Here is a 26,845-nt window from a genome sequence, read left to right on the forward strand (position 1 = left end):
TCGAGTCACTCTGGCCAGTTCAGCCATTGAGGCCCCAAAGCAACTTTGGGTAAATCAAATTGCTCTGGATAATAGGCTTGAATAAAATACAAACCATCCGCAGGGGCAGTCACGCCTGCTGCTTTGCGGTCTTCTGCGGCAAACATCACATCAATATGTTCAATCGGATATTGTTCCTGACCAATTTCCAGTAAACAGCCCATGATGTTGCGCACCATGTGATGCAAGAAACCATCTGCCTGAATATCTAAAATCAGAAACGGCCCATGTTGGGTAAGGCGGCAATGCTTCACATGGCGGACAGGTTGGTTGGATTGGCAAGCTGCTGCACGAAAAGTTTCGAAGTTATGTGTGCCTTCAAATTTTTGTGCGGCTTCCACCATTTTTGCGACATTGAGTGTCTGATGAATATGCGTGACTTGTTTGTGTAGCAAAGCAGGGCGATGAGCTGCGTTATAGACCACATAGCGATAGCGTCGAGCAGTGGCTTTAAAGCGAGCATGGAAGTCTGTGTCCATTCGCTTGATCCACTGAATCGAGATGTCTTTCGGAAGTTGGCTATTGGTTCCCATAATCCAACCACGTTCAGAACGATCTGCTGGGCTGTCAAAGTGTGCCACCATGTTGGTTGCATGAACGCCTGCATCTGTCCGCCCTGCGCCATGTAAAATAACAACATGATTGGCAACTTTGCTGAGCACTCGTTCTAGGGTTTCCTGAACGCTTGCAACACCTGCTTGCTGTGTCTGCCAACCGCGATAGGCAGTACCACAAAACTCAATTCCAATCGCATAGCGCTGCGCTGTCATTTCTATTTCACTCATGCCAGTGTTTCAACCAGTCGTTTGCTTGATCGTAGTGCAAATAGAGTGCTAATAATTTGGCATACAAATCGGCATGACCTAAACAGTCAGACACTGCGATATTGGCTTCTTTGACCCATGCACTCACTGCATAGCGCTGATCAATGCCACCCGCAGTCACTTGCGTATTCAATACAGGTAAACAGTTCTTTTGTTTAAGCTGCTGGAAAATCTCAATAATTGCAGGATTGGTGACCAGATTACCTGTTCCGAAACCCTGTAAAATGAGGAAGTCAGGTGTATGGTTTAATACATGCGCTAAATTCTGCTCAAGTTGATTTAAGCTGATTGGCTGCATCATCCAGTTTAAGATATTGAGGTTCTGGGCACGTTCAAGCATGGTTTCAGTCACGGTCATTGCTTGAGAATGTTGTGCAATGGCTTGTGTGGAGGCAATGCCTTTAAATGCATCTAATTCAGTTGTGTGTGCTTTAAGTGCGGTACGACCATGAAAGAGTTGATGATGGAAGGCTAAATACACACCTGCATCTACCTTGAGAATATGCTCAAGGGCAAACCATAAATTATCTCGCGCATCTGTTTCTTCACGAATGGTTGTACCATCAACAGTGAGTAATGGGAACTGACTGCCTGTAATGATCAAGTGGCATGATGCTGCCAAAATTCGTGCAAGGACTGCACTGGCATAGCTTAGGGTATCTGTGCCATGAATCACCACAAAATGCTGAAAACTTTGGCTTTGTAATTGTTGAATAAACTGTGCCAGTTTGAGCCAGTCGACTGCGGTATAGGCACTACTGTCTTTAATCACAGGTGCAGCAAAACATTCGATGCTCAAGTGATCTGGCAAATAACCGTGTAGACGAGGTAGAAACTCATGTTCTGGCATTGGACTGAGAGGTTCACCTACACAGCCAAATGTCCCACCCATATAAATTAAAGCAATTTTAGACATGATAAAAATAAAAAAAGCAGCCGAATTCGACTGCTTATGGTAGAACGAACTGCTTTAAGATGCCATTTGATTTAATAAATATTTAGCGCGATCTAATTCATCTGAATTATATTGGATCTGCGGATCTTCCAATAATGCACGTGCTGAGCTAAATGCACCTAAACGAATATATTGCTCTGCAAGCGATAAATTAAGTTCAGTATCATTCAGTTCTGCTAACTCAGGGAACTGTTGTACAACATAATCTACAGAAGATTTTGGTGCTTCAGCAATCGCTTCTTCAACAACAGGCTCAGGAACGATTTCAGTCCGAGTTTCTTCAATGAGATCAAAACTTACAACAGACAGTGAAACTGGCTCAACTTCTACAGGTTGAGTTACTGTTTCAGTTTTAGCCTGAGCTTCTTCTAATTTATCAAAAGTAAAGGAAACTTCAGGTTGAGCAGTAGGTGGGCTAACTGGTTCTGGCTGTTTTTCAGGAGCAGCAGGTTCTGTAAAGTCAAACTTGAACTCAACCACAGGTACTTCTTCAGGCTGAGTGGTAGGCTCTACTTTCTTTTCTAGGCTTTCAAGATGAAGATGTGCAGTGGCATCATGATGTTCAGTTTTTGCAAATTCAGGAATTTGATCAGTTTTTTGACCAAAATCAATTTTTGTAGTAAAGGTTTCAGGACCTTTGGTTTCGGTCGTGTGTGGTTCAATACTTAAATGGATTGGCTTAGCAATAGGCGTTGCTTCAGAGTTTACTTCTGGTTTGCTAAAGCCTTCTAAATGGAACTCAAGTGGTTTGTGTTCTTCTGTTTTTTCAACAGGTGCTGCTGGTGCTGTCTGTAGCTCTGCTTGAAGCTGGTCGAAAGATAAGGCACTTGGCTGCTCTTGAGCTAGGGGCTTCTCAAGATCCAATCCACTTTTAAGTTGATCAAAATCAACGGCTTTGGCTTGAGGGGTAGGCTTTTCAGGCTCAACCACTTTCACGACTTCAGGAGCTTTTTCATCAGGCAATTGAACAGGGGTAAACTGAATCGAATCAGGCTTAGCTTGTTCTTTATGTTCAGTCAGACGCTGTTCAGCTTCACGAACCACATCATACAGATTGAGTGAGCGTAAATGTGACAATAATTGGTTTGTCGAAAATTGATCATTTTGATCAATATGAATCTGTAAGAGTAGGAGATATAAGTCATGCTGACTATTATCAGCATTGAGTGCCTGATTAATTAATGCTTCCGCTGTATTGAAATTTTTCTCTTGAATTAGCTTTTCAATTTGACGACGAAATGCAGGATCAAGCTCTTTCGGTTGGCTTTTAACCGTAAGAACTTCTTGAGTTTCTGTTACATCGGTACTGGTCGTGCTTGGACGTTTCGTCGCTTTCTTTTTGGGCTCGACTTTTCTTTTTGATTCTTGTTGCCCCGCACTTCGTTTTTTAAGCACAATGGCTATAACGAGTAATAGAACAAATGGAATGATGTATAGCAACATTTTTTTATCCTTGCATTAGCAGCAATGTATTCAGGCTAAAAACGATTTATCAGTGATGACTTGGCTTTTTGGCTTTTTGTTGCTGTTGCAACTGCTGCTGTAATTGCGCAAGTCGTGCATTTAATAACTGAATTTGATGGTCTTTTTGTTGCAAAGCCAAATCCAATTGAGCTACATTTTTTTGTAATGTAACGGTTTTTTGTCGAATTGTCATAACTTTTAATGATAATTCAGACGAAGTTTTTTCAGTAGTTCGACTACTGCCCCCCATTTTAGCAGAAGCCGCATCTGTATTTTCAGCAACTAAAGTCATTTCAGCTTGATCTAAACGATATTTAGTTGAATATTTGCCTGAAGATGTATTGGTTGAACGCGCAGCAGGTTTCGCTGGTGTTGAGTTTGCGTGGGGTGGTGTTGCACCTAAATTAAGATTTGTTCCTGTTCTTAAGCGGTTAACATTTCCCCCTACAAAAGCATGTTCATTGAGCGCTTTAATATGATTCATGACTTCCCCAATCGGCTGATGGGTCTGTCCTGAAATCCGTGCAGCAATACTCCATAAGGAATCTTGGCGCTGTACCACATAATTGCCGTTTTGCGTATTTTTAGCTGTCGTGACAGGCTTTACTTCGACTGCTTTCCTTGGCGCAGTCGCTGGCGTTTTATTGGCGCTTGTTGTTTGGGTCTGCTGTGGTGTAGTTGCTTGTGCTTGTGCTTGTGCTTGTGCTTGTGGTGGCACTTGAGCTGTTTGGCTTGTTGGCTTGGGGGGTATGCTCTTGACTACGGGTACAGGTGCAACACTGATGGCTAAGGCACTCGCTGGTGTCACAGCATTGATTGGTGCTGTTGAATTTTGAGTGTAAAGCGTACTCTCGGGTAAGTTGAGCGCAATATCTTTTTCACTGACTACTTGTTTGGGAATTAATACACGCTCTTGTGTCGAAGCATTCAGGTTAGCGATTGGCGTCGTTTTATTGAGTGTTGCCGTATTGCTTGGTGTACCGTCTAAATTACGTTGAATCTGCTGTAGATGTGCGCCATCAGCATCTTGAACTTTTAAAATCAAGTTAATATTTTTATTGCTAATAGGTTGTGATGAGGTGATCACAATGACACCGCTATTATTACCTGTGCGGCGAACAAAAAAGTTCAAACCACTCAAATCTTGTTGGCTTGCACCCATCCGCACTAGATCATCTGGATTGGCAAGACTCGCTTGAATGCTCGAGTTATCACTGGCATTGGTGTAAGGAATTTCTACATATAATAATTGCCCTTGAGTTGATTCAACTTGGGCAGCGTTAAAAGTTAATGCATAGCCACTTTGTGCAGCAAAACAGAAAACCAGTGCTGAAGCGAGTTTGTTGTATGCAGTCATTTTCATCCACAACATGGAATTGTTGATTGTTTTGCCTATAATGTAGCGGTATGTAAATAAATTGTAAATTTGTACAATGTTAAAAAGCCGATCTTTTCAGATCGGCTTTCCACTTTGACCTTAAAAATTACGAATTTTTGTAGTCAATCAAGATACGAAGCATACGACGTAAAGGCTCTGCTGCACCCCAAAGTAGTTGGTCACCGACAGTAAATGCACCAAGGTACTCTTTACCCATGTTCAGTTTACGTAAACGACCCACAGGAACAGTCAGTGTACCTGTGACTGCAACTGGAGTTAAGTCTGTCATAGACGCTTCACGCGTATTTGGAACAACTTTTGCCCACTGGTTTGACTGACGAATCATATCTTCGATTTCATCAAGCGGAACATCTTTTTTCAATTTCAATGTCAATGCTTGAGAATGGCAGCGCATAGCACCAATACGAACACAGTGACCATCAATTGGAACGATTTGTGAATTGCCCAAGATTTTGTTGGTTTCAGCTTGACCTTTCCATTCTTCTTTTGATTGACCATTTTCGAGTTGTTTGTCGATATATGGAATCAGCGAGCCTGCTAATGGCACACCAAAGTTTGCAGAAGGGAAGCCTTCGCCACGTTGCAAGTCAGCAATTTTAGAATCAATGTCCAAAATGGCAGATTTAGGATCATCCAACAAATCTTTAGTATTGTTGTATAAATAACCCATACCTGTGATCAGTTCACGCATATTTTGCGCGCCTGCACCTGATGCTGCTTGATAAGTCATTGCAGTCATCCATTCCACAAGATTTTTTTGGAATAGAGAACCTAAGCCCATCAGCATCAATGAAACGGTACAGTTACCACCAACGAAAGTTTTGGTGCCATTTACTAAACCATCTTTAATGACATTGAGGTTGACTGGATCAAGGACAATGATCGCTTCATCGTCCATACGCAGAGTCGATGCCGCATCGATCCAGTAACCATTCCAACCTTCAGCTTTGAGTTTTGGAAATACTGCTGAAGTATAGTCACCACCTTGGCAGGTAATAATGACATCCATTTGCTTCAGGCTCTTAATGTCTGATGCATCCATAAGTGCTGGGGCAGTCTTACCACCAAAAGCAGGCGCTTGACCACCTGCATTACTGGTAGAAAAATAGAATGGCTCAAAGTGAGCAAAGTCGTTCTCTTCAACCATACGTTGCATAAGGACAGAACCAACCATCCCACGCCAACCGACCAGACCTACTTTCATGTCATTGTGCCTCGGTAGTGTAATAAAAAAATAAAAGGGTTTTGAGTGTACCAAAAGTGTCCTCAACTGCAAGACCTACATAAGTCAAACACTTAAATAATTGAGTGAAATATCTGCTTTGTGTTACATAAAAAATTGATAAAGATGAAAAAAATCTGAAGAAAAATCATCTTAAAAGAGTGACTTCAATGATTTATCTACAACTGCTCAGTATTTTAGTGATTTGGCTAAGTTTTTGGTCGCTGATCCCCCGAGATGAGTGGTGGTTTCGGGGCGCAGATTTTCCTCGTCTTCAGATCCTTGTTTTGGGGATGGGGAGTTGGCTGGGGATGCTATTATGCACACAGACTTGGACGGTCGTACAAGTGCTACTGTTTATGCTTTTGAGTGCTGCAATTGCCTATCAATTGAAAATGGTTTTACCGTATACCCCGCTTTGGAAGAAACAAGTCCAACCAGTTAAAGCGCATCAACTTGATCCTCAAAAACAATTGTCAATTATTGTTTCAAATGTGCTTACGCCCAATCAAGATTACCATCTGCTCTTAGCGCATGTTCACAAATTACAGCCCGATTTGTTACTCACGCTTGAAACCGATCAACGTTGGCAGACTGCCTTAGCACCGCTCGAAGCGGATTATCCTTATCGGGTGGCAATTCCTCTCGATAATTTGTACGGCATGCATCTTTATAGCCGTTTACCACTCAAGGACACTCAGGTTAAATTTATTTTAAGTGATGAAATTCCGTCTATTCACACCTGTGTTCAGTTGCGCGGTGGTCAAGATGTACAGTTGTATTGCTTACACCCTAAACCCCCAAGCCCAACAGAAGCCAAAGACTCGACATTGAGAGATGCTGAACTGTTGATTGTTGGGGATCAAATTAAAGATCTGAATCAAAGCTGTATTGTGATGGGGGATTTAAATGATGTGGCATGGTCACGAACTACACGTTTATTTCAGCGGATTAGTGGTTTGCTAGATCCGCGTGTTGGACGCAATTTTATCAACACTTTTCATGCAAATTATCCATTATTACGTTGGTCTCTAGATCATGTATTTCACAGCACCGATTTTGGTTTGGTACACATGCGGCGTTTATCACATATTGGTTCGGATCATTTTCCAATCTATGTGATTTTACAAACAGAGCAGATTTTTGAGCAAATCCATGAGGAATTACCAGAAACAGCAGATGATACCAAGGAAGCTCAGCTCGCGATTCAAGAAGGTATTCATAAAGCTGAAAAAGAACGCTCAACATGATTGATATATTGCCAACTCGCTTGAAATAAATAGCGTTGAATCCATCAAAGCATAACAACTGCTAGCGCTGTGTAAGCTTATACGTACAGTACAGAAAGCCGATGACGGCTATACGCTTTTGAGAATTCCTTTTAATCTAAACCTATCGGCACAAGGAAGAATGGGAATGGAGCATCCCGTATGGAAGAGGTGCTGATTGGATAACATCAATGGCATGATGGCAACAAGGATAGGCAACAACTAAAACAATAACAATAAGATCTGCAAACACAACCTCAATTGACCCGAGTAAGGTAGGATGCTTGACTCGGGTTTTAATTTTGAATAGCTATTTCAAGATTTCGGCATAGAGTGCCAAAGTATTCTGACACATGTCATGCAGACTAAATTGAGTGACAGGCGCAATATTCACAGGTTGTTCAATATGTTGTTGTACACAATGCAGTAAGCTGGTGGTGTCATCCACTTCAATTAGACCTTGAGGGTAAACCTCAGACAAAATTTCAGCGACACCGCCACGTTTCCAGCCAATCACAGGTGTTCCGACAGATAATGCTTCTAAGGCGGTACGCCCGAAAGTTTCTGCCTGATTGGAAAGAGACAGCACCACATCGCTTAAAGCGAGCCATTCACGAATATCTGAGCGATGACCAACGAACGTGATATTGTCAGTTAAACCTTGCTGTTGCACATTATTTTGTAATTCATCCAGATAAGCCTGTTTCTTGGCATCCGCACCGCCAACGACCAAGGCATGAACTTGGGGGTATTGCTGCTTGAGCTGAACCATCAATTGAATCAGGGTTTCATGTCCTTTCAGGCGTGTAATTCGCCCAGGAAGACAAAGCAAAAACTTATTTTCAAGCTGTGGGTAATCCAAATACACCTGATTGAGCCATTTCGCAGTGGGCTGATAGCCATGCGGAAATGCCTTGGGATCAATACCACGATAAATTCGCACAATATCTTGTGCTGGACATTCAGGATAATTCTGATGAATGTAATCCACGACGCTATCGGACACTGCAATGACTTTTTCAGCATGGGTCATGATGGCGCTGTAGCGGTTCACCGAATAAAAACCATGTACCGTACTGATGAGATGTGGACGGCGTGCCGTGGGAATTCCCTTGAGGGCAAAATGCGTCAGCCAAGCAGGCACGCGTGAGCGCACATGTACAATATCGGGTTGATACTGTTCAATGACTTTTCTAAGCGGACGAATTTGCCACAGACTCGACAAGGCTTTTTTATGAATCGGCAATTGAATATGTGTTGAACCTTCAGCTTCTAGTTCAGGTACCAAGCGCCCACCATTGGACACCACCAATGATTCATGACCTTGTTGCACCAAAGCACGTGCAATTTCAAGGGTTCCACGTTCCACACCGCCACTGTTCAGTTCTGGAAGAAGTTGCATTACTTTCATGCTGAATTCCTGATTTTAATAAATTTTGTCGTAGCCTTCAGGGCGGGTTTTAAAGCGGCGGTGAAACCACATGTATTGCGTTGGTGCGATTCGTAGCTGATTTTCAATAATTTTATTCACACGAGTTGCATCATCAACTTCATCATCAGATGGCAGGTTTTCAACAGGTGGTTCAATCAAAATATGATAACGCGGATCGGCTTCATCACCATAACGATAAAAATACAACGGAATTGCTGCTGCCTTGCTAATTTTGAGCAAACGACGATGCGCAGTCACAGTTGCTGCAGGTATCCCAAAAAATGGTGCCATCACGCCTTGTTTTAAACCAAAGTCCTGATCGGGGCTATACCAAATCGCACGACCATTTTTAAGATGACGAATCAGACCACGCATATCATCATGGTCAATTTGATTTTTATAAATCGTGGCACGGCAGCGATAAATCAGCATATCCAGTAAAGGATTATTTTGCGGGCGGTATACCACATCAGGTTCAAAGTACTGTGCGCAGACATAGCCGCCTGCATCGAGCAAAGTGCTGTGTGTCCCCAGTAACAGCACACCCTGACCTTTTTGCTGAGCATGGGTGATATGTTCCAGACCTTCAATCGTCACACGATCTTTAAACCATTTGGGTTTATACCACGCATTTAAGGTTTCAAATGTACCGAGCATCATGTCGACAAAGACTTGCTTGGCTTGTTGTTCTACTTTCGCCTGTGACCATTCGGGAAAACACACTTGCAGGTTGCGAATGGTGGTTTTACGACGAGACTTGAGATATTTCCATGCCAAGTTTGCTAAAAGGTGTGCCAGACTGCGTTGAATGCCCCACGGCAAGATGGCAAGCAGCATCAGAAACACAATCGCAAGCCATACCCCCCAATATTTAGGCAGTAGAAAAGACCATTGAAATTGACCAGGAATATACGCTTGCTGTTTACTCATATGGCGATAAAAACTGAATAAAAAACTGCACGCAGTGTAGCATGAACTGATTTTTAAAATTCAAAGACTTCTGTGAATGGCATGATCTTCTCATTCGGAAAGAAAAATAAAGTGAACGGATCAATATTTCAAATTGCGTTAAAGTCAGTCCTAACACATACAAACTGAAAACAGGTAGAGAACAATGAAAACCATTCAAATCCTGCAAGGAGATATTACTGAATTGGCTGTGGATGCGATTGTCAATGCAGCCAACACCTCATTACTGGGCGGTGGTGGCGTGGATGGAGCAATTCATCGAAAAGGCGGTGCTGAAATTTTAAAGGAATGTCAGCAGATACGTGCACAACAAGGCGGCTGTGCGGTGGGCGAGGCTGTGATTACCCATGCGGGTTTATTGCCTGCGAAATACGTGATTCATACGGTTGGCCCGATCTGGCGAAATGGTATGTATGAAGAAGATCAGTTTTTGGAAAATGCCTACCTGAATAGTCTAAAGCTCGCAGAAGCCCACCAATTGCACCGAATCGCATTTCCCAATATTTCAACAGGTGTGTATGGCTTTCCCAAAGCGCGTGCGGTCAATATTGCCTTAGCCACCGTGATTGATTTTCTTAAAACCTCAACACAGGTTGAAGAAGTCATTTTTGTGTGCTTTGATCAGGAAAATTATCAGCTTTATCAGCAAGAAAGTTTAAGTCATGCCAAGCAGCAGAGCGATTTACGCTTACTTTAAATTTAATGGAAAATAACCATGTTGGAACTTCGCCCTAACTGTGAGTGTTGTAATACCGATTTAGCCGTGAATTCAAAAGATGTACTGATCTGTTCATTTGAATGCACCTTTTGCTTGGCATGTAGTGAGCAAATTTTAAATTTTATTTGCCCCAATTGTGGCGGTGAACTGGTGAAGCGACCGATTCGTCCAAGCAATAAACTTGAAAAATATCCTGCATCAACTCAACGGGTTTTTAATCCGAATTTAAAGAATTAATAAGCTTGTTATGCCAATATCTATTGTGTAGCAGGAGTTCATCAGTATTTGGGTTGAAAATTTAACTAGTAGGGGCAGAGTATGAGAAAAATATCGCAGGTCGTGGGTGCTGTTGTTTTAGCCTGCATCATGCAATCGAGTTTTGCTGACGATCTTGGGCAAGATATGGAGATGATTGCAAAGAATTATGACATATTTCAGAACACACAAAACCCAGCACAGGCGGTAGATGCCCTGAGTGCGATGCAACAGGCAGTTTTAGATGCCAAGAAATCCATTCCCATGACATTGATCGGTGAGCCTGATCATAGCCCTAAGGTACAACAATACCAAAAAGGCTTGGATGATCTGAATGCTGAACTGACTCAAACGGTGGCTATGGTGAAAGCTGGGCATTTGCAGCAGGCACGTGAACAGGCAATTCCTGTGATTGATCAGATCAAAAAGACCAATCACCAAAAATTTCGTTAATACCTCATGTTCAAGAAGCCTGAATGAACCCAAATGAAAAAACCACGCCTTAGCGTGGTTTTTTAGATACAACAGAAGATTAATTGCCGTTGGACATATTTTCTAGTTCATCCCAACGCTCTAATTTTTCAAGCAGAACTTCTTCAATTTCTGCTAAGCGTTGGCTGGCTTGAGTGGCTGCATCGGCATCTTTAACGAACCATGAACCATCTGCCAGTTTTTCCGACAGCTCGCTTTGTTCAGCTTCAAGATTCTCAATTTCAGCAGGGAGTTGTTCAAGCTCACGCTGATCTTTATAGCTGAGTTTCACTTTCTTGGTCGGTGCTGCTTGGGCAGCGAGTTTCTCGGCTTCTGCTTTCGCTTGGGCTTTTTTCACATCGGCTTTTTGATCAACGACTTTTTCATCAGGGCGTTGTAGCAAATAGTCCTGATAACCACCGATATATTCAGCAATACCGCCTTTACCATCGAACACCCAAGTTGAAGTGACCACGTTGTCCATAAAGGCACGATCATGGCTGATCAACAGTAATGTGCCTTTGTATTCAGCCAGCATTTCTTCAAGCAGCTCAAGTGTCACCATATCCAAGTCATTGGTCGGTTCGTCCATAACAATCAGGTTAGATGGCTTGAGCAAGAGTTTTGCCAGTAGGACACGGTTACGCTCACCGCCTGACAAGGCTTTCACAGGGGTGCGGGCACGTTCAGGCGAGAACAGGAAGTCTTGTAAATAGCTGTAGATATGACGGCGTTGACCATTCACATCGACAAAGTCGGAACCTTCAGACACATTGGCAGCCACCGATTTTTCAAGCTCAAGCTGATTACGCAACTGATCAAAGTAAGCCACTTCAAGCTGTGTACCTGTTTTCACTGTACCTGTGTGTTCGACATCGCCCAAAATGGCTTTAATCAGTGTGGTTTTACCAACACCGTTATCACCGACAAGACCGATACGATCGCCACGCATGACCAATGCAGAGAAGTCATGAATGAGCGGTTTGTCACCATATTGAACACTCAAATGCTCAATATCAAAGACCAGTTTACCTGAGCGCTGTGCTTCCTGAACGCCCATGTTGACTTTGCCTTGCTGGAAGCGGCGGGCTTTAGATTCTTCACGTAAGGCTTTTAATGCGCGCACACGACCTTCATTACGGGTACGACGTGCTTTAATGCCTTGGCGAATCCACGCTTCTTCTTCAGCGAGTTTTTTATCAAACAAAGCATTTTGCTTTTCTTCAGCTTCAAGCTGTTGGGCCTTTAGTTCAAGATAACGTGAATAGTTACCTTCAAAGCTGCGCAATGTACCACGATCAAGCTCGACAATCCGTGTGGCTAAGCTGTCTACAAATGCACGGTCATGCGAAATAAATAACAGGGTTAAGTTATTTTGATCGAGTAAGAATTTTTCTAACCATTCGATACTTTCGACATCCAAATGGTTGGTGGGTTCGTCGAGTAACAGCACATCAGGTTGAGTTAAAAGTGCGCGAGCCAATAGTACACGACGTTTACGACCACCCGATAAATCCGCCAAATCGGCATTTGGGTCTAAGCCCATTTTGCCTAAAATGGTGTTGACCTTGTTTTCAAGTGACCAGCCATCAAGCTGATCAAGTTTGTGCTGTAAGTCGCCCATGCGTTCGCAGGCAGCCATATCACCAAGTACGCAAGCATCGCTTGCCGTATGATATTGTTTTAAAACTTCAGCCGCTTCACCTGCGCCATCGGCGACGATGTCAGCAACTTTACCCGAATCCATCGGTACATCTTGGGCAAGCATGGAAATGGTTAAGCCATTTTGCACTAAAACTTCACCATGATCGGGCAATAAGCTTCCCTCAATCAGTTTAAGTAAAGTAGACTTACCCTCGCCGTTGCGCCCAATCAAACACACTCGTTCGCCACGTTCCAAATTAAAGTTCGCGCCGTCGAGAAGGGCAGGTCCACCAAATGCAAGTTGGACATCCCTTAAAGTAATATAGGCCATAGAGTTTCCTAAAATCTCAAATTGAGGAGTGTTAAATGACTAAACCACCATACGATGATCAAGCGTCATTTTCCGCACCCATTGAAGATTTGCAAGTCCGAATTGCATTTTTAGATGATTTAGTTGAACAATTAAATGAGCAACTGGCTCGTCAAAGTCAGGAAATTGCGGATTTACAAAAACAAATGCAGTTATTGTATCAGCGTGTTGAAGCTGCCGATTTGTCAGAAGGTGTTGCGCCGTTTGACCCAATGACCAATAAACCACCGCATTACTAAACATCTGTTTTCAGTGTTTTTGGACTGGGTTATAGTAGAATGAAAATCTCATATTTTATTCTTCAATGAAAAAAATATGATTACTGGACATCGAGAATTGTCCCCAGACATCACAAAATATCAAGAAGTTATTAATTCAATATGACTTGATTTTTGTTGTCTATTTAACCTCGAATGTCAATTTTTCATTGGATGCCATTTACTCCCTGATTTCTTATATCAAAGCGGATAAATTTAACCTGATTAAAATTCCGATTGCAGGACGCAGTTCTGCTGATTTTGGTTTGACATATATTGCTGGGCAACTCAGCCAAAAATATCAGGCAGATGAATATACGTTTGATGTAATATCCAATGATCACACCACCGAATATGTTGTAGAATTACTACGTTTAAATAGATTCAATAAAAATTAAGTTTAGAACAATCATGTCAGTCAAAAAAATATTATTGCTCGATATCGAAAATATTCACCATAATGATCAACAAATTTTGACAACCTTGCAGCACTATCATCGGGTTTATTTGGTCTATGCCAAATCATCCTTAAAAATAGGGTTAGATCATTTACCTGAATTAGCCGCTTTAGTGAATCAAGATCGTTTACGCCTTTTAAAAATGCCACATGGCGGTGCAAATGCTGCTGACTTTGGCTTATCTTTTATTGCAGGTCAGTTGGCTGCAACGGCTAAAAAGCGAACTGAGTTTTATATCTGTTCTCATGATCAGGCGATTGGGCATATTGTAGATTTGTTAAAAATGGCAGGTTTTTTTGCCAAACAAATTGGAGAAAGTTATCCACCTCAGCCAGAAACCCAAATTCAAGTGATAGAGCAGCAATTGACAGTGATTGCGCCGCCAGAAGTTACGGCTATATCAACACAACACAAGGCGTTACTTCAATACTGTCGTATTGTCAGTAAAATGAAAAATCATCCTGTTCGTCTTGAGAGCTTAAAAAATAGTGTGAAATCTTATTTAAAACTGAATGATGAACCAACAGAACAGTTTATTTTACTTTTACAAAAAGAAAAAATCGTGCAAGTGAACCAAAATAAAGTCAGTTTTAATCAGTCAAAAATGAACATATGGCTGCAAACTCATACAAGCTGATCTGCACTTGATCAGTAAAACTTGCCTTTTCTATTCAGCTTATGTAACTCTAATATAAAGATGAATAGATGAAGAACGTCAGGTATGGGTCTTTGGATTACCATTATTATTGTGGTGTTTGTACTGGGGTCAATTTTAGGTTTACGGGTCAATCCGCGTGAAAAAGCCTTGGGCATCATGCGTGACAAAGCGCGTAAGATGGGATTGCATCCACGTTTGATTGTTGCACCAGAATGGACAAATATTCCCAAAGCCACTGAAAGTCGTGCCAGTATGGTGGCCTATTACAGTGTGCTATTACCCGATGCAAAACTACCTTTAATGCGTGCTCGAGTGAAAGATCAACAACTTGAGCTAGTGTATGGGGATGAGAAATTTAAAGATTATCCCATTGCATTAAAGGGGATTTATGCTATTGATATGCAGGCGAACTGTGTTGGTGCATATTGGGATGAACATGCAGACTTGCATGCAACCCAATTAGAAGCAATGAAAGCATACTTAACAGCTTTGGCTGAACTTTAAAATTTTAGAAATAGGAAACGAATACCATTATGGCGAATGCTCCTCGGTCTAGCGCTAAAACGACTACAGAACAATCCGCGAGTGCGACTAAAAAACGCGCACTGGTGATTGTGGAGTCGCCAGCCAAAGCGAAAACCATTAACAAGTATTTGGGGAATGAATATATCGTCAAGTCTTCGGTCGGTCACGTTCGTGACTTGCCGACAGGCGGTTCAGCCAATAAAACGGGTGAGAAAAAACCAACCACCCGTACCAAATTAACCGATGCCGAGAAACAGCAAAAATCACAGCTTGCGCTGATCAATCGTATGGGAGTCGACCCTGAACATGATTGGGCAGCACATTATGAAGTTTTGCCGGGCAAAGAACATGTGGTTGCTGAGTTAAAAAAACTGGCTTCACAAGTCGATGAAATCTATCTCGCAACGGATTTGGACCGTGAAGGGGAAGCGATTGCTTGGCATTTACGTGAAGTGATCGGTGGCGATGACTCGCGTTATCAGCGTGTGGTGTTTAACGAAATTACCAAAAATGCCATTCAGGAAGCGTTTAAGCATCCGACTCGTTTAGATATTCACCGTGTTAATGCACAACAAGCTCGTCGTTTCTTAGACCGAGTGGTTGGCTTTATGATTTCACCACTGTTGTGGGAGAAAATTGCACGTGGTTTATCGGCAGGACGTGTTCAATCAGTTGCGGTTAAACTGGTGGTAGAGCGTGAGCGTGAAATTCGTGCTTTTATCCCAGAAGAATATTGGCAAGTCTTTGCAGATACTAAATCTTTGAACGATGACATTCGTCTAGAAGCAGTCAAGCAAGCAGGCAAGACCCTCAAATTACGCAATAAAGCGGAAACTGATGCTGTATTGAAGATCTTAAAAGATGCTCAATATAAAGTTGTTAACCGCGAGGATAAACCAACCAAGGTTAATCCAAGTGCGCCATATATCACCTCGACGTTACAACAGGCAGCCAGTACGCGTTTAGGTTTCTCTGTGAAGAAAACCATGATGTTGGCGCAGCGTTTGTACGAAGCAGGTTTTATTACCTACATGCGTACCGACTCGACTTTCTTGAGTGATGATGCGGTGAATATGGTTCGTCACCATATTGAAACGGAATTTGGCGCGAAATACTTGCCAGAAAAACCAAATCGTTATGGCAATAAAGCGGGTGCACAAGAAGCGCATGAAGCCATTCGTCCATCTAACGTAGCCCTTTCAGGTGATCAGTTGGTGGGTGTAGAGCGTGATGCCCAGCGTTTGTATGATTTAATCTGGCGCCAATTTGTGGCATGTCAGATGACACCAGCGGAATATCTATCTTCAACCATTTTGGTCGATGCCAATGGTGTTGAACTAAAAGCCAAAGGTCGTACTTTGGTATTTGATGGCTTTACCAAAGTCCGTGGTCAAAACAAGTCTGATGATGATGTGTTGTTGCCTGCGGTGAAAGTCGGTGAAGTCCTTAATCTGGAAAAACTTGATCCATCACAACATTTTACCAAGCCACCAGCACGCTTTACAGAAGCGTCTTTGGTCAAAGAATTGGAAAAACGTGGGATTGGTCGACCATCGACCTATGCTGCGATTATTTCGACCATTCAGGAACGCGGTTACGTCAAACTGGAAAATCGTCGTCTCTTTGCGGAAAAAATGGGTGAGATTGTCACTGACCGCTTGGATGAAAGTTTTAACAACCTGATGAACTATGCGTTTACAGCAGATCTTGAAGGTCAGCTCGATAGAGTTGCAACAGGTGAGCGTAACTGGAAAGAGTTACTCGACACGTTCTATGGTGACTTTAAAAACCGTTTAACAGTCGCACAAGGCGATCATGGTATGCGCCGTAATCAGCCTGTGGAAGTGGCTGATGTTCACTGTCCAGAATGTAGCCGTCCGATGCAGGTTCGTACGGGAACAACAGGGGTGTTCCTTGGTTGTTCGGGCTATAACTTGCCACCGAAAGAACGTTGTAAAGGTACGCTTAACCTGACGCCAGTTGAGTCTTTGGCAGTGCTCTCTGATGATGATGGTGCTGAAACTGCCGATCTTATGTCTAAACGCCGTTGTCCAAAATGTGGTACGGCAATGGACAGCTATGTGATTGATGGTGGTCGTAAACTGCATATTTGCGGGAATAACCCAGACTGCGAAGGTTATGAACTCGAAGAAGGTGAGTTCAAGATCAAAGGGTACGATGGCCCGACCATTCCATGTGACAAGTGTGATGGTGAAATGCAATTGAAAACTGGACGTTTTGGCCCTTACTTTGCCTGCACCAGTTGTGACAATACCCGTAAAGTTCTGAAAAATGGTCAGCCTGCACCTCCACGTGTTGATCCAATTAAAATGGAACATCTCCGTTCAGCAAAACATGATGATTTCTTCGTGTTGCGAGATGGCGCAGCAGGTCTGTTTTTGGCAGCAAGTAAGTTTCCGAAAATTCGTGAAACACGCGCACCCAAAGTAGCAGAGCTACGTACGGTGGCTGAACAGCTTGATCCGAAATATCAGTACTTATTACAAGCACCCGATGCTGACCCAGAAGGCAATGTAACGATTGTTAAATTCAGTCGTAAGAATCAGGCTCAGTATATTGGCTCTGAAAATGCCGAAGGCAAGCCGACCAAATGGAGTCTTGTTTATCAGGATGGTAAGTGGGTTGAAGGTTAAGACCGTCATTTGAAATTGATTTAAAAATGCTGGCAAATTTGCTGGCATTTTTTATAGAACAACAATAAATAGGTTGGGGATATGTGGAAAAAAATTCGAATATTAATTTTATTGTCAGTGTTACTTGTGGTTGCGGTTAATGCATGGCGAGACCAAAACCAAAATTGGGATCTTCCAGTTTTGGTGCTATTACATCCAGTCAATGCCGATGGGCAAACCACCACTGAACAATATATTCGGCAGCTAAACATAGAAAATTTTAAGGATTCACAGAATTTTTTAGCTGAGACCAGTGCGGCTTATCGTGGAAAAAAAGTTGATTTTATTTATCAGCTTGGGCGTGAGTTACCACAAATCCCTCCAAAAGTTCCAGAAAATGCCACCGCGCTGCAAGCGATTGTGTGGAGTTTGAAATTCCGTTATTACGCTTGGAAGCAGCACCAGTCCAGCGATGGTCGTCCTACGGTAACCTTGTATTTAAATTATTATGATCCTCAGCAAACCTCAGCATTAAAACATTCCACAGCCTTAGAAAAAGGCAAAATTGGTTCAGTAAACCTATTTGCATCTACTGCACAGGCAGCGCAAAATGAAGTTGTGGTCACCCATGAGCTATTGCATACCTTTGGCGCAACAGATAAATATGATTTGGCTACAGGTCAACCTATTTATCCACTGGGCTATACCCAACCAGAGCAACAACCGCTTTATCCTCAAAGACAAGCCGAGATTATGGGCGGTTATATTGCACTTTCTGCAACGCAAAATAAAATGCCCGACAGTCTTACACAGGTTGGATTAAATAAAGCCACAGCGATTGAAGTGGGCTGGTTAAAATAAGTCATTAGAGAAAATCTCATGCTAACCGTTGGAAATGATTTGGTGCGTCATCAATTACACCAGCAACGCAACAAGTATTTGATGATTGGTGGATTGCTTATCGCCTTTGCAATAGTGCTTTTAGGAAGTCTGCCATTTGCCACTTTCAGTATGGTTGTGTTCTTCGGTTTGTTGCTAATGCTTGCCGCATTTTTACATATGATCGCCGCATTTTTATTTTTTGAAGGTGGAATACGCGTGCTATGGCTTATTTTTGCCATCGCTTATTTTGTCGCAGGGAGTATTGTCTTTCAACATCCGTGGAGTACAGCACAGTTCTTAACTCAATTATTGGGGGGAGTTTTTGTGATTGCTGGCGGATTACACATGATCAAAGCATGGCTCTTTCGAGTGTTTCAAGGATGGTGCTGGATTTTAATATCAGGATTCTTAACCACATTGACAGGTCTGCTGATTTTAGTCACACCACATGCGGCTGTATGGTTATTGGGGCTATGTTTTGCGATTGATCTGCTTGTTCAGGGATTAAATTATCTCAACTTAGCTGCGGTAATTCATCAGATTCCACCCAGCTCGGCTGATAGTTAAGCAAACAAGATGATCAACTTTTGCTACACTTGACACAAAGATAGATTGCACTGATGCAAAAAGGTTAAACATGAAAATTTTAGTTCGTAACTTAGAGCGCTCAATTACTGAAGCCGAATTATTGGAGTTGTTTCAGACGTATGGGCAAGTTGATTCATGTGTAGTTGTCCTTGATCAAACAACAGGTAAATCAAAAGGTTTTGGTTTTGTTGAAATGCCTCATGCTCGTGAAGCGATTAAAGCCATTAAAGGTTTAAATACATTGAAAATAAAAGGCTTTGGAATTCGTGTCAAAGCCGCCGATGCTTCCGAATAGCAGGGTAAAAGAGGAGTCATTTTGTACTCCTTTTTTTATATAAAAACATCAAAAAACTATATTCAAAGCAGAGCACTAGCGCTAATCTATGAACAGGTTATCTGAAATTATTTGAAAGGGAATCATTATGTCACGTGTTGCTCGCTATCATGCCGATCGTACCAATCAAAAATTATATTTTGCACGTTTAGCATGTTTGCAAGCAGAGCAGACCGATCATGTACAGCAAATTCAAGCGTATCGTGAAGCTGCTGTATTTCATTTGCATGGTGCGATTTTGGCATTTTTGCAAGAGTTGGTGCGTTATTATCGGTTGAATGATGCACAGCCAACATTGAAGTCGATTGAAGAACATATGGGAGAAAAAGGGCAGGTTTCACCTGAAGTGACTGTCATGCAACAACTTGCCCGAGATGGATTTATTGCTGAATTAAAACGTGCTTACCGCATGTGCCAATATTCACCTGAGCCAACAGCGCCAGCCCCAGAGCAAGAAACCTCATCGAATTTAATTATTAAGGTGACTCAGGGACCACAATCATGGTTGCCAGATATTGAGATTTTGCGTGAATGGCATCGTGAGTTAAGCCGCTTAATTGATGGCTTTCGTAATGAAATGGTCGAATTTTAACAACTTGAACTTTGCATTTCTGCACCCATATAAGTTAGTCTAAATGTTCCGCTCATGGTGCGTATGGAGGTCGTATGTCTATACAGCAATTAAAAGAGTTATTTGGTAATCAAGATGCCATTCTTGAGCTTGTGCAACTTGAAAATGGTGAGTTAGCACTTCGTAATGCGGGCTCTGAACAAGCACCTTTGGTCACAATCCAATTTAATGAAGAAGTTCGTGCATTGCTGGGTGAAAACACAGCCATCGTTGCACAGCACATGATTCAGGCCGCACTTTTGGGATTGCTTGAAAAGCAGGCCAATCAATGGCAGGCTGAAGTGGTTGATGAGCCACCCACAGTCTTTAGTTAATTTATAATAAAAAACGTACAGTTTCGGCTGTACGTTTTTTTATGATTAATGCTGATGTGCCAATTCGATCTGATGCAGAATATGTCTGCTCATATTAATCGCCATTTCTTCTTTGGCATAAAATACTTCACCAATCTGATCCGCACGAATCACTTCAGCTTGTTCTTTATTTTCAGCACAGACTAAAACCTGAATCTCAGGGTTGAGTTGCTTGGCAATATCAACAATCCGATGAATATCTAAAATATCCATAGGTGAGATAATCAACATTCGAGCATGCATAATATGCGCTTGAATCAGGACGCTAGGTTCAGTTGCAATACCACTGACCGCGGCAATCCCTTTTTCCCGAAGTTTTTCAACAATTTCACGGTTTTCTTCAGCAATCACCACTTTAATATTTTGTTCCATCAGTGTCTGGGTGATACGTCTGCCAACTTCACCATGTCCAACAATCACGACCTGATCGCGTAAATACGCCTGATCCATTTCATCGGGGAGCATTGCAAGTGGGTCACCACTACGTTCAAGTAAGCGAGCCAGATGTGAACGTTCACGAATCCAGCGTTGAGCAGGTTCAATGGCGGAAAAGACAAATGAATTGAGTGTAATAGAAAATAATGCCCCTGCCAGAATCAGATTTTGAGCCGTGGTGGTGAGTAAGCCCAGTGAAATACCAAGTGTGGCAAGAATAAAAGAGAATTCTCCAATTTGTGCTAAGCTTGCTCCAACTGTCAGCGCTGTATTGATTGGATAGCGGAAAAATAGAACCAAGCCCATCGCTGCTATGGTTTTACCCAACATAATAATTGCAACAACCGCAAGGATATGTAAGGGTTGTTCGACAATAATACGTGGGTCAAACAGCATTCCGACTGAGACAAAGAATAAAATCGAAAAAATTTCACGTAGAGGTAAGGTTTCCTCTTCAGCACGGTGACTAAAATCAGATTCTTTTACCACCATCCCTGCGAAAAATGCGCCAAGTGCCATGGATACACCAAAAATGGCATATGAGCCATAGGCAATCGAAACGGCGCAGGCAACGACTGTTAAAGTAAATAATTCACGGGAACCTAAACGCGCGACAAACTGCATAATGAGAGGAACAAGGCGCTTGCCAATAACCAGCATAAAGGCGATAAAGCCTGCCACTTTTAGTAAGGTCAGCCCAAGGGTGAGCCAGATACTGCTCGATGCTGCATGTCCATGATCTAAGGCTTTACCGCCAAGTAAGACAGCGGTTGCAGGTAAAATGACTAAGACCAGCACCATCACCAAGTCTTCAACCAAGAGCCAGCCGACCGCAATTTTGCCATTAACAGATTCGAGTAAACCACGATCTGCCAAAGCTTTCAGTAAAACCACTGTGCTTGCACAAGATAGGCTTAAACCAAAGACCAAGGCAGAACCGAACGACCAGCCCCAGAACATCGCAACGAGCCCACCCAAAACTGTTGCAACAGCAATTTGTAGGATTGCGCCTGGTAATGCAATTCGTCTAACTTGTAATAAATCATTGAGAGAAAAATGCATACCAACGCCAAACATGAGAAACATAACACCAAGTTCGGCAAGTTGGTTGGCAAGCCCGATATCGGCTTCGATACCTGGGGTATTGGGACTAATTAAAATCCCTGCAATTAAGTAACCAATCAGTGGGGGAAGGCGTAGCCGTGCAGTAATATAGCCACACAATAATGCTAGACCAAAACCCACGGCGAGTAGAACAATCAGGTCAACATTATGTGGCACTACTGACTCCTCAAAACGTGAGAAAAAGCAAAGAAAAAATATAAAAATTGAAGATTTTATAGATAGTAGCAATAACCTTAAAAAAAAGGCAAAAAAAACGACCCCAAAAGGAGTCGTTTTTTTCGGAAGCTAAAATTATTTGATTTTAGCTTCTTTGAAAATTACGTGTTGACGGATTTTTGGATCAAATTTTTTGATTTCCATTTTTTCCGGCATAGTACGTTTGTTCTTAGTAGTGGTATAGAAATAACCTGTACCCGCAGAAGAAACTAGGCGAATTTTATCACGCATTTCTATGACTCCTTAGATCTTTTGACCTTGAGCACGAAGATCAGCTACAACCTTTTCAATGCCCAATTTGTCGATAATACGCATACCTTTAGTAGATAAACGAATACGCACAAAACGTTTTTCGCTTTCTAACCAAAAACGGTGGTGGTGCAGGTTCGGCTCGAACCGGCGCTTGGTTTTGTTGTTTGCGTGTGAGACGTTGTTACCAACGACTGGACGCTTGCCGGTAACTTGGCAAACCTTAGACATGGTGGAACTCCATTGATGATTTAGCCAACAGCAATCCTGTGGCCAGTCATAAAACAAACAGATTGAATTGATTCAAGGGGCGTTTTATACCAAAAATGCGATTAAAAGACAAGCAATTTTACATAAAACGACTCTTGAATGTAATCAATAGCTCATGCCTTGATCATTTAGCGCAGGAGTGCTTTAGAAATCAATTTGTGAATTGGCTTATTAAACGGTGGTAGTACGAATTTTAAACTATATAGTTTAGGGTTCGACATCATCGAGCGTTCATGTGACAAATTGAAAAAGCCTTCTGGTCCATGGTATTTTCCCATACCTGATGCACCAACACCGCCAAAAGGCAAATCGTCTTGTGCAACATGGCTGAGAACCATATTTTGACCAAAATGTCCTGAGTGGGTTCGTTCAGCGACATAATCGGCACGAGCTTGATCAAAGTCGAAGTAGTATAACGCAAGTGGACGCGGTCTGCGATTAATAAACTCGATGACTTGTTCAATATTTTCATATTCCATGATTGGAAGAATCGGGCCAAAGATTTCATGTTGCATCAGTTGCATCTCTGTTGTGACACCCGTCACCAGTGTCGGTGCAATTTTACGTTGTGTACTCAATAATTCATGCTTAGGATTAATTTCAATAATTTTAGCACCAGAGCGTTGCGCATCTTCTAAATAGCGGTGTAAACGCAAATACTGTTTATCATTAATAATTGCCGTATAGTCTTGGTTGTTTGCCAAGTGTGGGTACATTTGTTGTACCGCAACTTTAAAGTGCTCAATAAATTCGGCTGTTTTGCCTTTTGGTAGAAAGATATAGTCAGGCGCAACACAGGTTTGACCTGCATTCCATAATTTTCCAACAGCCACGCGCAGCGCAACATCTTTCATTTGCATCGAAGAATGAACCAGTACAGGGGATTTTCCACCAAGTTCTAAAATCACGGGCACTAGATTTTGGGCAGCCGCTTGCATGACGGTTTTGCCAACATTGGTTGAGCCAGTAAAAATCATTTTGTCAAAAGCGAGGTGGCTAAAAGCATCGGAAATAATCCCCCCTCCGTTGACCACTGAGACCAATTCACATGGAAATGCTTCAGATAACGCAGTATCGAGAACTTTGCCAAAATAGGCCGAAGCACTTGAAATTTTGATCATGGCATGATTGCCTGCGGCAAGTGCGCAAATCAGCGGACCAATCGAGAGTAAAAGTGGATAATTCCATGGTGCAATGATGCCAATCACTCCTAGTGGCTGAAATTGTACCCAGCCTTTGGCAGGTTGGTGCAACCAGCTAATGTGACGCTTTTCAGGCTTCATCCATGCGGTCAGGTTTTTGCGATAATAGCGAATTTGTTCAAGACACGTCAGTATCTCTCCAATTCGGGTTTCACCCAAAGCTCGATTGCCAAAATCTTGACTAATCGCTTCTGCAAATTGATCTTGGTATTTCACCAAAACTGCTTTTAGTCGATCCAAACGTTCGATACGATCTTTGGCTGATGGCATTGGATAGCGCTGATAAGCTTGTTTTTGTTGTTTTAAAATATGCGTCAGTTGTTGCTCAATACGCTCAGGAGTTATAGAAGTCATGGTTTGCATAATAGATGCCTCCTTGCATATTATCGGTATTGAACACTTTTAGAGTAAAAACTCTAAACAGTCAAGCATAGAATTGTGCTAGGCTGTTACAGTTTTTTGACCCGCCCCATTGGTTGTCGTACATGTCACAAACAAAAACAGTAAAGACCAAACAGCGCATTTTGAATCTGAGCCTGCAATTGTTTAATGAACGTGGTGAACGTGCAGTCACCACCAATCATATTGCAGCTGAGCTCGAAATGAGCCCTGGTAATTTGTATTATCATTTCCGAAATAAACAAGAAATTATTAAAGCGCTGACGGATCAGTATCAACGTGAAACGCTAGAGATGCTCGCTTTGCCAAAAGCTCGATCTGTAAACGCTGATGATAAAATTCGCTATTTTCAGGTACTCAGTGAACAGCTCTGGCGTTATCGGTTTTTACACCGAGATGTTTATCATTTGGCTGAAAATGATCTGAATTTTAAACAGCAGTATGCACAATTTGCGCGTCAAGTCATGCAGCAAGGTCAATGTATTTATCAGGCATTTGTCGATGCAGGTCTCATGAAAATGACACCTGTAGAAATTGAAGCATTGATTGTGAATATCTGGATTGTGTTGACGAATTGGACAAATTTCCTGTTTATGACAGGGCATTTAGATGATCACAATCAACTTGAAGATAAATGGGTTTGGCAGGCACTCCGCCAGATGTTGTTTTTGGAAGGACCGTATTTGCAGGGTGAAAGCCGAGCAACATATGAGGCGTTATTAAATAGCTTAAATCCATCTGATTGGTTTAATGTTTTGGCTTTACAATCACAGACATAAAAACCAGTAGGTGATATTTTAAAAAAAGAGTAGAATACTCGGCTATCTTTTTTAAATGAATTATTGATATAGAGTAACATGAATATGACCACTGCCAATACCGCACGTTTGCTGATTACTTGTGAAGATAAGCCAGGCATCGTGCAAGCTGTATCGAGTTTTTTGTATCATCAAGGTGCGAACATTACTGCACTCGACCAGTATGCTACGGAAGCTCAGGGCGGGCGTTACTTCATGCGTGTTGAGTTTGAACTCGATCATTTGCAAAGCCGTAAAGATACCTTATTGCAAACCTTTGACACCAATGTTGCAGAACGTTATGAAATGCAATGGCGTTTGGCCTTTGTCGGCGATGTGAAAAAAGTCGGTATTTTGGTGTCTAAAGTTGGCCATGCGTTACTTGAGTTGTTATGGCGTCATTCACGTGGTTCTTTACCATGTGAAATCACTCAGGTCATTTCTAACCATGAAGATCTTCGTGAAGCGGTTGAGAATTTTGGTATTCCATTTACGGTTGTTAAAATCACCAAAGACAATAAAACCGAAGCTTATGCACAAATTGATGAATTGATGCAGGGCAATGATTTGTTGGTGCTCGCACGTTATATGCAAATCTTGAATGAAGATTTTGTCACTAAATGGCCAATGAAAATTATCAATATTCACCATTCATTCCTGCCAGCCTTTGTGGGGGCAAACCCGTACAAACAAGCGTATGAAAAAGGGGTGAAATTGATTGGTGCCACAGCACACTATGTGACTGCGGAGCTCGATCAAGGTCCAATTATCGAACAGGATGTTGAGCGTGTTAGCCACCAATATAGCGTTGAACAGTTGCGTGAACTCGGTGAAGATGTTGAACGTAATGTGCTTGCACGCGCGGTGAAGTGGCATTTAGAAGACCGTGTGATTGTGCATGGCAACAAGACGGTGGTGTTCCAGTAAGCACGATGGCAATAAAAAAGGCATGTTGAACATGCCTTTTTATTTATGGGGTTTCAGTTTCGATTTCATCTTCAGTGTCATCAAGATCATCTTCGGCATCGTCATCAGAAGCCTCAGGAATCATATTGATGTCGATGACTTGTTGATTATCATCGAGAATATAATGCAGACGACCTGCCATGACCGCAGCCAACTCTTCCAAACCTTGTTTATTGAGTGAAGAAAACAGTTGAATGGAAAACTGCATTTTCATTTTCTTCAAGGCTTGTTTCACTTCAAGCAAAGCTTTGTTAGCAGGGCCACGATTCAGTTTATCTGCTTTCGTCAGTAGAATGTGAACAAACAATTTACGTGAATGTGCCCATTCCAGCATCATCAAGTCAAAGTGTTGTAGTGGATGACGAATATCCATGAGAAGCACCAAACCTTGCAGACTTTCACGGTGAATCAGATAATTTTCCAGTTCTTTTTGCCAAACGCGCTTCATTTCTTCAGGCACAGCAGCATAACCATAACCTGGTAAGTCAACCAAGCGCTGATTTGGATTGCCCAAACTGAAAAAGTTAATCATTTGGGTGCGTCCTGGTTTTTTCGAGGCGCGTGCCAATTGCTTTTGATTGGTTAAGGCATTAATTGCACTGGATTTTCCAGCGTTAGACCGACCTGCAAATGCAATTTCATAACCTGTATCTTCTACACAAAGCGCAAGTTTAGGAGCGCTCATCAAGAATTCGGCTTGGCGTAACCAGTTTAGGGACTGCACCGCATAACCCGTAATGGCTGGGTCAGGCTGTTTTTCATAGCTAATCTTTTGCTTAGGTGCAAGTCTCGCCTTGGTGTCTTTAGATTTTGCATAACGATGCATAGATAGATTTC

The 26,845-nt window shown here is 42.2% G+C and carries 29 protein-coding genes; 16 read left to right on the forward strand and 13 right to left on the reverse strand.

Annotated features, from left to right (window positions below; genetic code table 11):
* Window positions 1–5 precede the first annotated feature (5 nt).
* The 5 genes from truA to asd form a co-directional block, all read right to left on the reverse strand.
* Window positions 6–809: a tRNA pseudouridine(38-40) synthase TruA gene (gene truA, locus GBN19_RS00465; RefSeq protein WP_171494404.1), complete on the reverse strand. Its 804-nt coding sequence runs from the start codon at window positions 807–809 to the stop codon at window positions 6–8.
* Between the two features lie 7 nt (window positions 810–816).
* A complete protein-coding gene (locus GBN19_RS00470; RefSeq protein ID WP_151776783.1) occupies window positions 817–1,779 on the reverse strand; it encodes an asparaginase domain-containing protein in 963 nt (320 codons plus the stop codon).
* Window positions 1,780–1,833: 54 nt separating this feature from the next.
* Window positions 1,834–3,261: a hypothetical protein gene (locus GBN19_RS00475; RefSeq protein WP_151776784.1), complete on the reverse strand. Its 1,428-nt coding sequence runs from the start codon at window positions 3,259–3,261 to the stop codon at window positions 1,834–1,836.
* A 49-nt stretch (window positions 3,262–3,310) separates the two neighbouring features.
* Window positions 3,311–4,639 (reverse strand): type IV pilus assembly protein FimV, encoded by a 1,329-nt coding sequence (locus GBN19_RS00480; RefSeq protein ID WP_151776785.1) that lies wholly within the window; start codon window positions 4,637–4,639, stop codon window positions 3,311–3,313.
* 127 nt (window positions 4,640–4,766) lie between these two features.
* A complete protein-coding gene (gene asd / locus GBN19_RS00485; protein ID WP_151776786.1) occupies window positions 4,767–5,885 on the reverse strand; it encodes an aspartate-semialdehyde dehydrogenase in 1,119 nt (372 codons plus the stop codon).
* 188 nt (window positions 5,886–6,073) lie between these two features.
* On the opposite strand from asd, the gene GBN19_RS00490 reads away from it, so the two are divergent.
* Window positions 6,074–7,153, forward strand: coding sequence for an endonuclease/exonuclease/phosphatase family protein (locus tag GBN19_RS00490; RefSeq protein ID WP_151776787.1), 1,080 nt, complete (start codon window positions 6,074–6,076; stop codon window positions 7,151–7,153).
* A 328-nt stretch (window positions 7,154–7,481) separates the two neighbouring features.
* Here GBN19_RS00490 and GBN19_RS00495 read toward each other — a convergent pair whose 3' ends face one another.
* Entirely contained in the window at window positions 7,482–8,582 is a 1,101-nt protein-coding gene (locus tag GBN19_RS00495; protein WP_151708647.1) for a glycosyltransferase family 4 protein, read from the reverse strand.
* A 15-nt stretch (window positions 8,583–8,597) separates the two neighbouring features.
* Window positions 8,598–9,533, reverse strand: coding sequence for an LpxL/LpxP family Kdo(2)-lipid IV(A) lauroyl/palmitoleoyl acyltransferase (gene lpxL, locus GBN19_RS00500; protein ID WP_151776788.1), 936 nt, complete (start codon window positions 9,531–9,533; stop codon window positions 8,598–8,600).
* Between the two features lie 184 nt (window positions 9,534–9,717).
* Between lpxL and GBN19_RS00505 the strand changes: the two genes are divergently transcribed.
* From GBN19_RS00505 to GBN19_RS00515, 3 genes are all read left to right on the forward strand, one after another.
* Window positions 9,718–10,269, forward strand: coding sequence for an O-acetyl-ADP-ribose deacetylase (locus GBN19_RS00505; RefSeq protein WP_151776789.1), 552 nt, complete (start codon window positions 9,718–9,720; stop codon window positions 10,267–10,269).
* A gap of 18 nt (window positions 10,270–10,287) precedes the next feature.
* Window positions 10,288–10,527 carry a DUF1272 domain-containing protein gene (locus tag GBN19_RS00510; protein ID WP_151708650.1) on the forward strand — a complete coding sequence of 80 codons (240 nt, stop codon included), beginning with the start codon at window positions 10,288–10,290 and terminating at the stop codon, window positions 10,525–10,527.
* A gap of 81 nt (window positions 10,528–10,608) precedes the next feature.
* Window positions 10,609–10,998, forward strand: coding sequence for a cytochrome b562 (locus GBN19_RS00515; RefSeq protein ID WP_151776790.1), 390 nt, complete (start codon window positions 10,609–10,611; stop codon window positions 10,996–10,998).
* Between the two features lie 79 nt (window positions 10,999–11,077).
* Here GBN19_RS00515 and GBN19_RS00520 read toward each other — a convergent pair whose 3' ends face one another.
* Window positions 11,078–12,991 (reverse strand): ATP-binding cassette domain-containing protein, encoded by a 1,914-nt coding sequence (locus tag GBN19_RS00520; protein ID WP_151776791.1) that lies wholly within the window; start codon window positions 12,989–12,991, stop codon window positions 11,078–11,080.
* 35 nt (window positions 12,992–13,026) lie between these two features.
* Here GBN19_RS00520 and GBN19_RS00525 point away from each other — a divergent pair, with 35 nt between their 5' ends.
* The 10 genes from GBN19_RS00525 to GBN19_RS00570 all read left to right on the forward strand — a co-directional run bounded on the left by GBN19_RS00525 (window position 13,027) and on the right by GBN19_RS00570 (window position 20,310).
* Window positions 13,027–13,269 (forward strand): SlyX family protein, encoded by a 243-nt coding sequence (locus GBN19_RS00525; RefSeq protein ID WP_111895234.1) that lies wholly within the window; start codon window positions 13,027–13,029, stop codon window positions 13,267–13,269.
* 89 nt (window positions 13,270–13,358) lie between these two features.
* Entirely contained in the window at window positions 13,359–13,685 is a 327-nt protein-coding gene (locus GBN19_RS00530; RefSeq protein ID WP_228271182.1) for a PIN domain-containing protein, read from the forward strand.
* A gap of 13 nt (window positions 13,686–13,698) precedes the next feature.
* A complete protein-coding gene (locus tag GBN19_RS00535; protein WP_151776793.1) occupies window positions 13,699–14,382 on the forward strand; it encodes a PIN domain-containing protein in 684 nt (227 codons plus the stop codon).
* 84 nt (window positions 14,383–14,466) lie between these two features.
* Entirely contained in the window at window positions 14,467–14,907 is a 441-nt protein-coding gene (locus GBN19_RS00540; RefSeq protein WP_151776794.1) for an ammonium transporter, read from the forward strand.
* A 29-nt stretch (window positions 14,908–14,936) separates the two neighbouring features.
* Complete coding sequence (gene topA, locus GBN19_RS00545) at window positions 14,937–17,582, forward strand: type I DNA topoisomerase (RefSeq protein WP_151776795.1); 2,646 nt, start codon at window positions 14,937–14,939, stop codon at window positions 17,580–17,582.
* Window positions 17,583–17,663: 81 nt separating this feature from the next.
* The gene (locus GBN19_RS00550; RefSeq protein WP_151776796.1) at window positions 17,664–18,422 is read left to right on the forward strand and encodes a hypothetical protein; all 759 of its coding nucleotides are present in this window, start codon (window positions 17,664–17,666) and stop codon (window positions 18,420–18,422) included.
* An 18-nt stretch (window positions 18,423–18,440) separates the two neighbouring features.
* Window positions 18,441–19,010 (forward strand): HdeD family acid-resistance protein, encoded by a 570-nt coding sequence (locus tag GBN19_RS00555; RefSeq protein ID WP_151776797.1) that lies wholly within the window; start codon window positions 18,441–18,443, stop codon window positions 19,008–19,010.
* A 70-nt stretch (window positions 19,011–19,080) separates the two neighbouring features.
* A complete protein-coding gene (locus GBN19_RS00560; RefSeq protein WP_151708659.1) occupies window positions 19,081–19,326 on the forward strand; it encodes an RNA recognition motif domain-containing protein in 246 nt (81 codons plus the stop codon).
* A 127-nt stretch (window positions 19,327–19,453) separates the two neighbouring features.
* Window positions 19,454–19,957: a DUF6586 family protein gene (locus GBN19_RS00565; protein ID WP_151708660.1), complete on the forward strand. Its 504-nt coding sequence runs from the start codon at window positions 19,454–19,456 to the stop codon at window positions 19,955–19,957.
* 74 nt (window positions 19,958–20,031) lie between these two features.
* Window positions 20,032–20,310: a hypothetical protein gene (locus GBN19_RS00570; RefSeq protein ID WP_151708661.1), complete on the forward strand. Its 279-nt coding sequence runs from the start codon at window positions 20,032–20,034 to the stop codon at window positions 20,308–20,310.
* A gap of 45 nt (window positions 20,311–20,355) precedes the next feature.
* On the opposite strand, the gene GBN19_RS00575 is transcribed toward GBN19_RS00570, so the two are convergent.
* From GBN19_RS00575 to GBN19_RS00590, 4 genes are all read right to left on the reverse strand, one after another.
* The gene (locus GBN19_RS00575; protein ID WP_151708662.1) at window positions 20,356–22,065 is read right to left on the reverse strand and encodes a cation:proton antiporter; all 1,710 of its coding nucleotides are present in this window, start codon (window positions 22,063–22,065) and stop codon (window positions 20,356–20,358) included.
* Window positions 22,066–22,200: 135 nt separating this feature from the next.
* Entirely contained in the window at window positions 22,201–22,356 is a 156-nt protein-coding gene (gene rpmG / locus GBN19_RS00580; RefSeq protein ID WP_001205031.1) for a 50S ribosomal protein L33, read from the reverse strand.
* 12 nt (window positions 22,357–22,368) lie between these two features.
* Complete coding sequence (gene rpmB / locus GBN19_RS00585; RefSeq protein ID WP_004754274.1) at window positions 22,369–22,605, reverse strand: 50S ribosomal protein L28; 237 nt, start codon at window positions 22,603–22,605, stop codon at window positions 22,369–22,371.
* A 167-nt stretch (window positions 22,606–22,772) separates the two neighbouring features.
* Window positions 22,773–24,209 (reverse strand): coniferyl aldehyde dehydrogenase, encoded by a 1,437-nt coding sequence (locus GBN19_RS00590; RefSeq protein ID WP_151776798.1) that lies wholly within the window; start codon window positions 24,207–24,209, stop codon window positions 22,773–22,775.
* A 122-nt stretch (window positions 24,210–24,331) separates the two neighbouring features.
* On the opposite strand from GBN19_RS00590, the gene GBN19_RS00595 reads away from it, so the two are divergent.
* Together GBN19_RS00595 and purU are read left to right on the forward strand one after the other, a co-directional pair.
* On the forward strand, window positions 24,332–25,024 hold the full coding sequence (locus tag GBN19_RS00595; protein ID WP_151776799.1) for a TetR/AcrR family transcriptional regulator: 693 nt from the start codon (window positions 24,332–24,334) through the stop codon (window positions 25,022–25,024).
* A 78-nt stretch (window positions 25,025–25,102) separates the two neighbouring features.
* Window positions 25,103–25,969, forward strand: coding sequence for a formyltetrahydrofolate deformylase (gene purU, locus GBN19_RS00600; RefSeq protein ID WP_151776800.1), 867 nt, complete (start codon window positions 25,103–25,105; stop codon window positions 25,967–25,969).
* 43 nt (window positions 25,970–26,012) lie between these two features.
* Here the strand turns inward: purU and yihA are convergent, their stop codons facing one another.
* Window positions 26,013–26,834 carry a ribosome biogenesis GTP-binding protein YihA/YsxC gene (gene yihA, locus GBN19_RS00605; protein ID WP_151776801.1) on the reverse strand — a complete coding sequence of 274 codons (822 nt, stop codon included), beginning with the start codon at window positions 26,832–26,834 and terminating at the stop codon, window positions 26,013–26,015.
* Window positions 26,835–26,845: the final 11 nt, after the last annotated feature.

The organism is Acinetobacter brisouii, assembly GCF_008993995.1.
Lineage (GTDB): Bacteria > Pseudomonadota > Gammaproteobacteria > Pseudomonadales > Moraxellaceae > Acinetobacter > Acinetobacter brisouii_A.

Excerpts from the sequence above, each read along its gene's own strand:
- truA (WP_171494404.1), bottom strand. The coding sequence starts at position 809 with ATGACAGCGCAGCGCTATGCGATTGGAATTGAGTTTTGTGGTACTGCC.
- GBN19_RS00470 (WP_151776783.1), bottom strand. The coding sequence starts at position 1,779 with ATGTCTAAAATTGCTTTAATTTATATGGGTGGGACATTTGGCTGTGTA.
- GBN19_RS00475 (WP_151776784.1), bottom strand. The coding sequence starts at position 3,261 with ATGTTGCTATACATCATTCCATTTGTTCTATTACTCGTTATAGCCATT.
- GBN19_RS00480 (WP_151776785.1), bottom strand. The coding sequence starts at position 4,639 with ATGACTGCATACAACAAACTCGCTTCAGCACTGGTTTTCTGTTTTGCT.
- asd (WP_151776786.1), bottom strand. The coding sequence starts at position 5,885 with ATGAAAGTAGGTCTGGTCGGTTGGCGTGGGATGGTTGGTTCTGTCCTT.
- GBN19_RS00490 (WP_151776787.1), top strand. The coding sequence starts at position 6,074 with ATGATTTATCTACAACTGCTCAGTATTTTAGTGATTTGGCTAAGTTTT.
- GBN19_RS00495 (WP_151708647.1), bottom strand. The coding sequence starts at position 8,582 with ATGAAAGTAATGCAACTTCTTCCAGAACTGAACAGTGGCGGTGTGGAA.
- lpxL (WP_151776788.1), bottom strand. The coding sequence starts at position 9,533 with ATGAGTAAACAGCAAGCGTATATTCCTGGTCAATTTCAATGGTCTTTT.
- GBN19_RS00505 (WP_151776789.1), top strand. The coding sequence starts at position 9,718 with ATGAAAACCATTCAAATCCTGCAAGGAGATATTACTGAATTGGCTGTG.
- GBN19_RS00510 (WP_151708650.1), top strand. The coding sequence starts at position 10,288 with ATGTTGGAACTTCGCCCTAACTGTGAGTGTTGTAATACCGATTTAGCC.
- GBN19_RS00515 (WP_151776790.1), top strand. The coding sequence starts at position 10,609 with ATGAGAAAAATATCGCAGGTCGTGGGTGCTGTTGTTTTAGCCTGCATC.
- GBN19_RS00520 (WP_151776791.1), bottom strand. The coding sequence starts at position 12,991 with ATGGCCTATATTACTTTAAGGGATGTCCAACTTGCATTTGGTGGACCT.
- GBN19_RS00525 (WP_111895234.1), top strand. The coding sequence starts at position 13,027 with ATGACTAAACCACCATACGATGATCAAGCGTCATTTTCCGCACCCATT.
- GBN19_RS00535 (WP_151776793.1), top strand. The coding sequence starts at position 13,699 with ATGTCAGTCAAAAAAATATTATTGCTCGATATCGAAAATATTCACCAT.
- GBN19_RS00540 (WP_151776794.1), top strand. The coding sequence starts at position 14,467 with ATGGGTCTTTGGATTACCATTATTATTGTGGTGTTTGTACTGGGGTCA.
- topA (WP_151776795.1), top strand. The coding sequence starts at position 14,937 with ATGGCGAATGCTCCTCGGTCTAGCGCTAAAACGACTACAGAACAATCC.
- GBN19_RS00550 (WP_151776796.1), top strand. The coding sequence starts at position 17,664 with ATGTGGAAAAAAATTCGAATATTAATTTTATTGTCAGTGTTACTTGTG.
- GBN19_RS00555 (WP_151776797.1), top strand. The coding sequence starts at position 18,441 with ATGCTAACCGTTGGAAATGATTTGGTGCGTCATCAATTACACCAGCAA.
- GBN19_RS00560 (WP_151708659.1), top strand. The coding sequence starts at position 19,081 with ATGAAAATTTTAGTTCGTAACTTAGAGCGCTCAATTACTGAAGCCGAA.
- GBN19_RS00565 (WP_151708660.1), top strand. The coding sequence starts at position 19,454 with ATGTCACGTGTTGCTCGCTATCATGCCGATCGTACCAATCAAAAATTA.
- GBN19_RS00570 (WP_151708661.1), top strand. The coding sequence starts at position 20,032 with ATGTCTATACAGCAATTAAAAGAGTTATTTGGTAATCAAGATGCCATT.
- rpmG (WP_001205031.1), bottom strand. The coding sequence starts at position 22,356 with ATGCGTGATAAAATTCGCCTAGTTTCTTCTGCGGGTACAGGTTATTTC.
- rpmB (WP_004754274.1), bottom strand. The coding sequence starts at position 22,605 with ATGTCTAAGGTTTGCCAAGTTACCGGCAAGCGTCCAGTCGTTGGTAAC.
- GBN19_RS00590 (WP_151776798.1), bottom strand. The coding sequence starts at position 24,209 with ATGCAAACCATGACTTCTATAACTCCTGAGCGTATTGAGCAACAACTG.
- GBN19_RS00595 (WP_151776799.1), top strand. The coding sequence starts at position 24,332 with ATGTCACAAACAAAAACAGTAAAGACCAAACAGCGCATTTTGAATCTG.
- purU (WP_151776800.1), top strand. The coding sequence starts at position 25,103 with ATGAATATGACCACTGCCAATACCGCACGTTTGCTGATTACTTGTGAA.
- yihA (WP_151776801.1), bottom strand. The coding sequence starts at position 26,834 with ATGCATCGTTATGCAAAATCTAAAGACACCAAGGCGAGACTTGCACCT.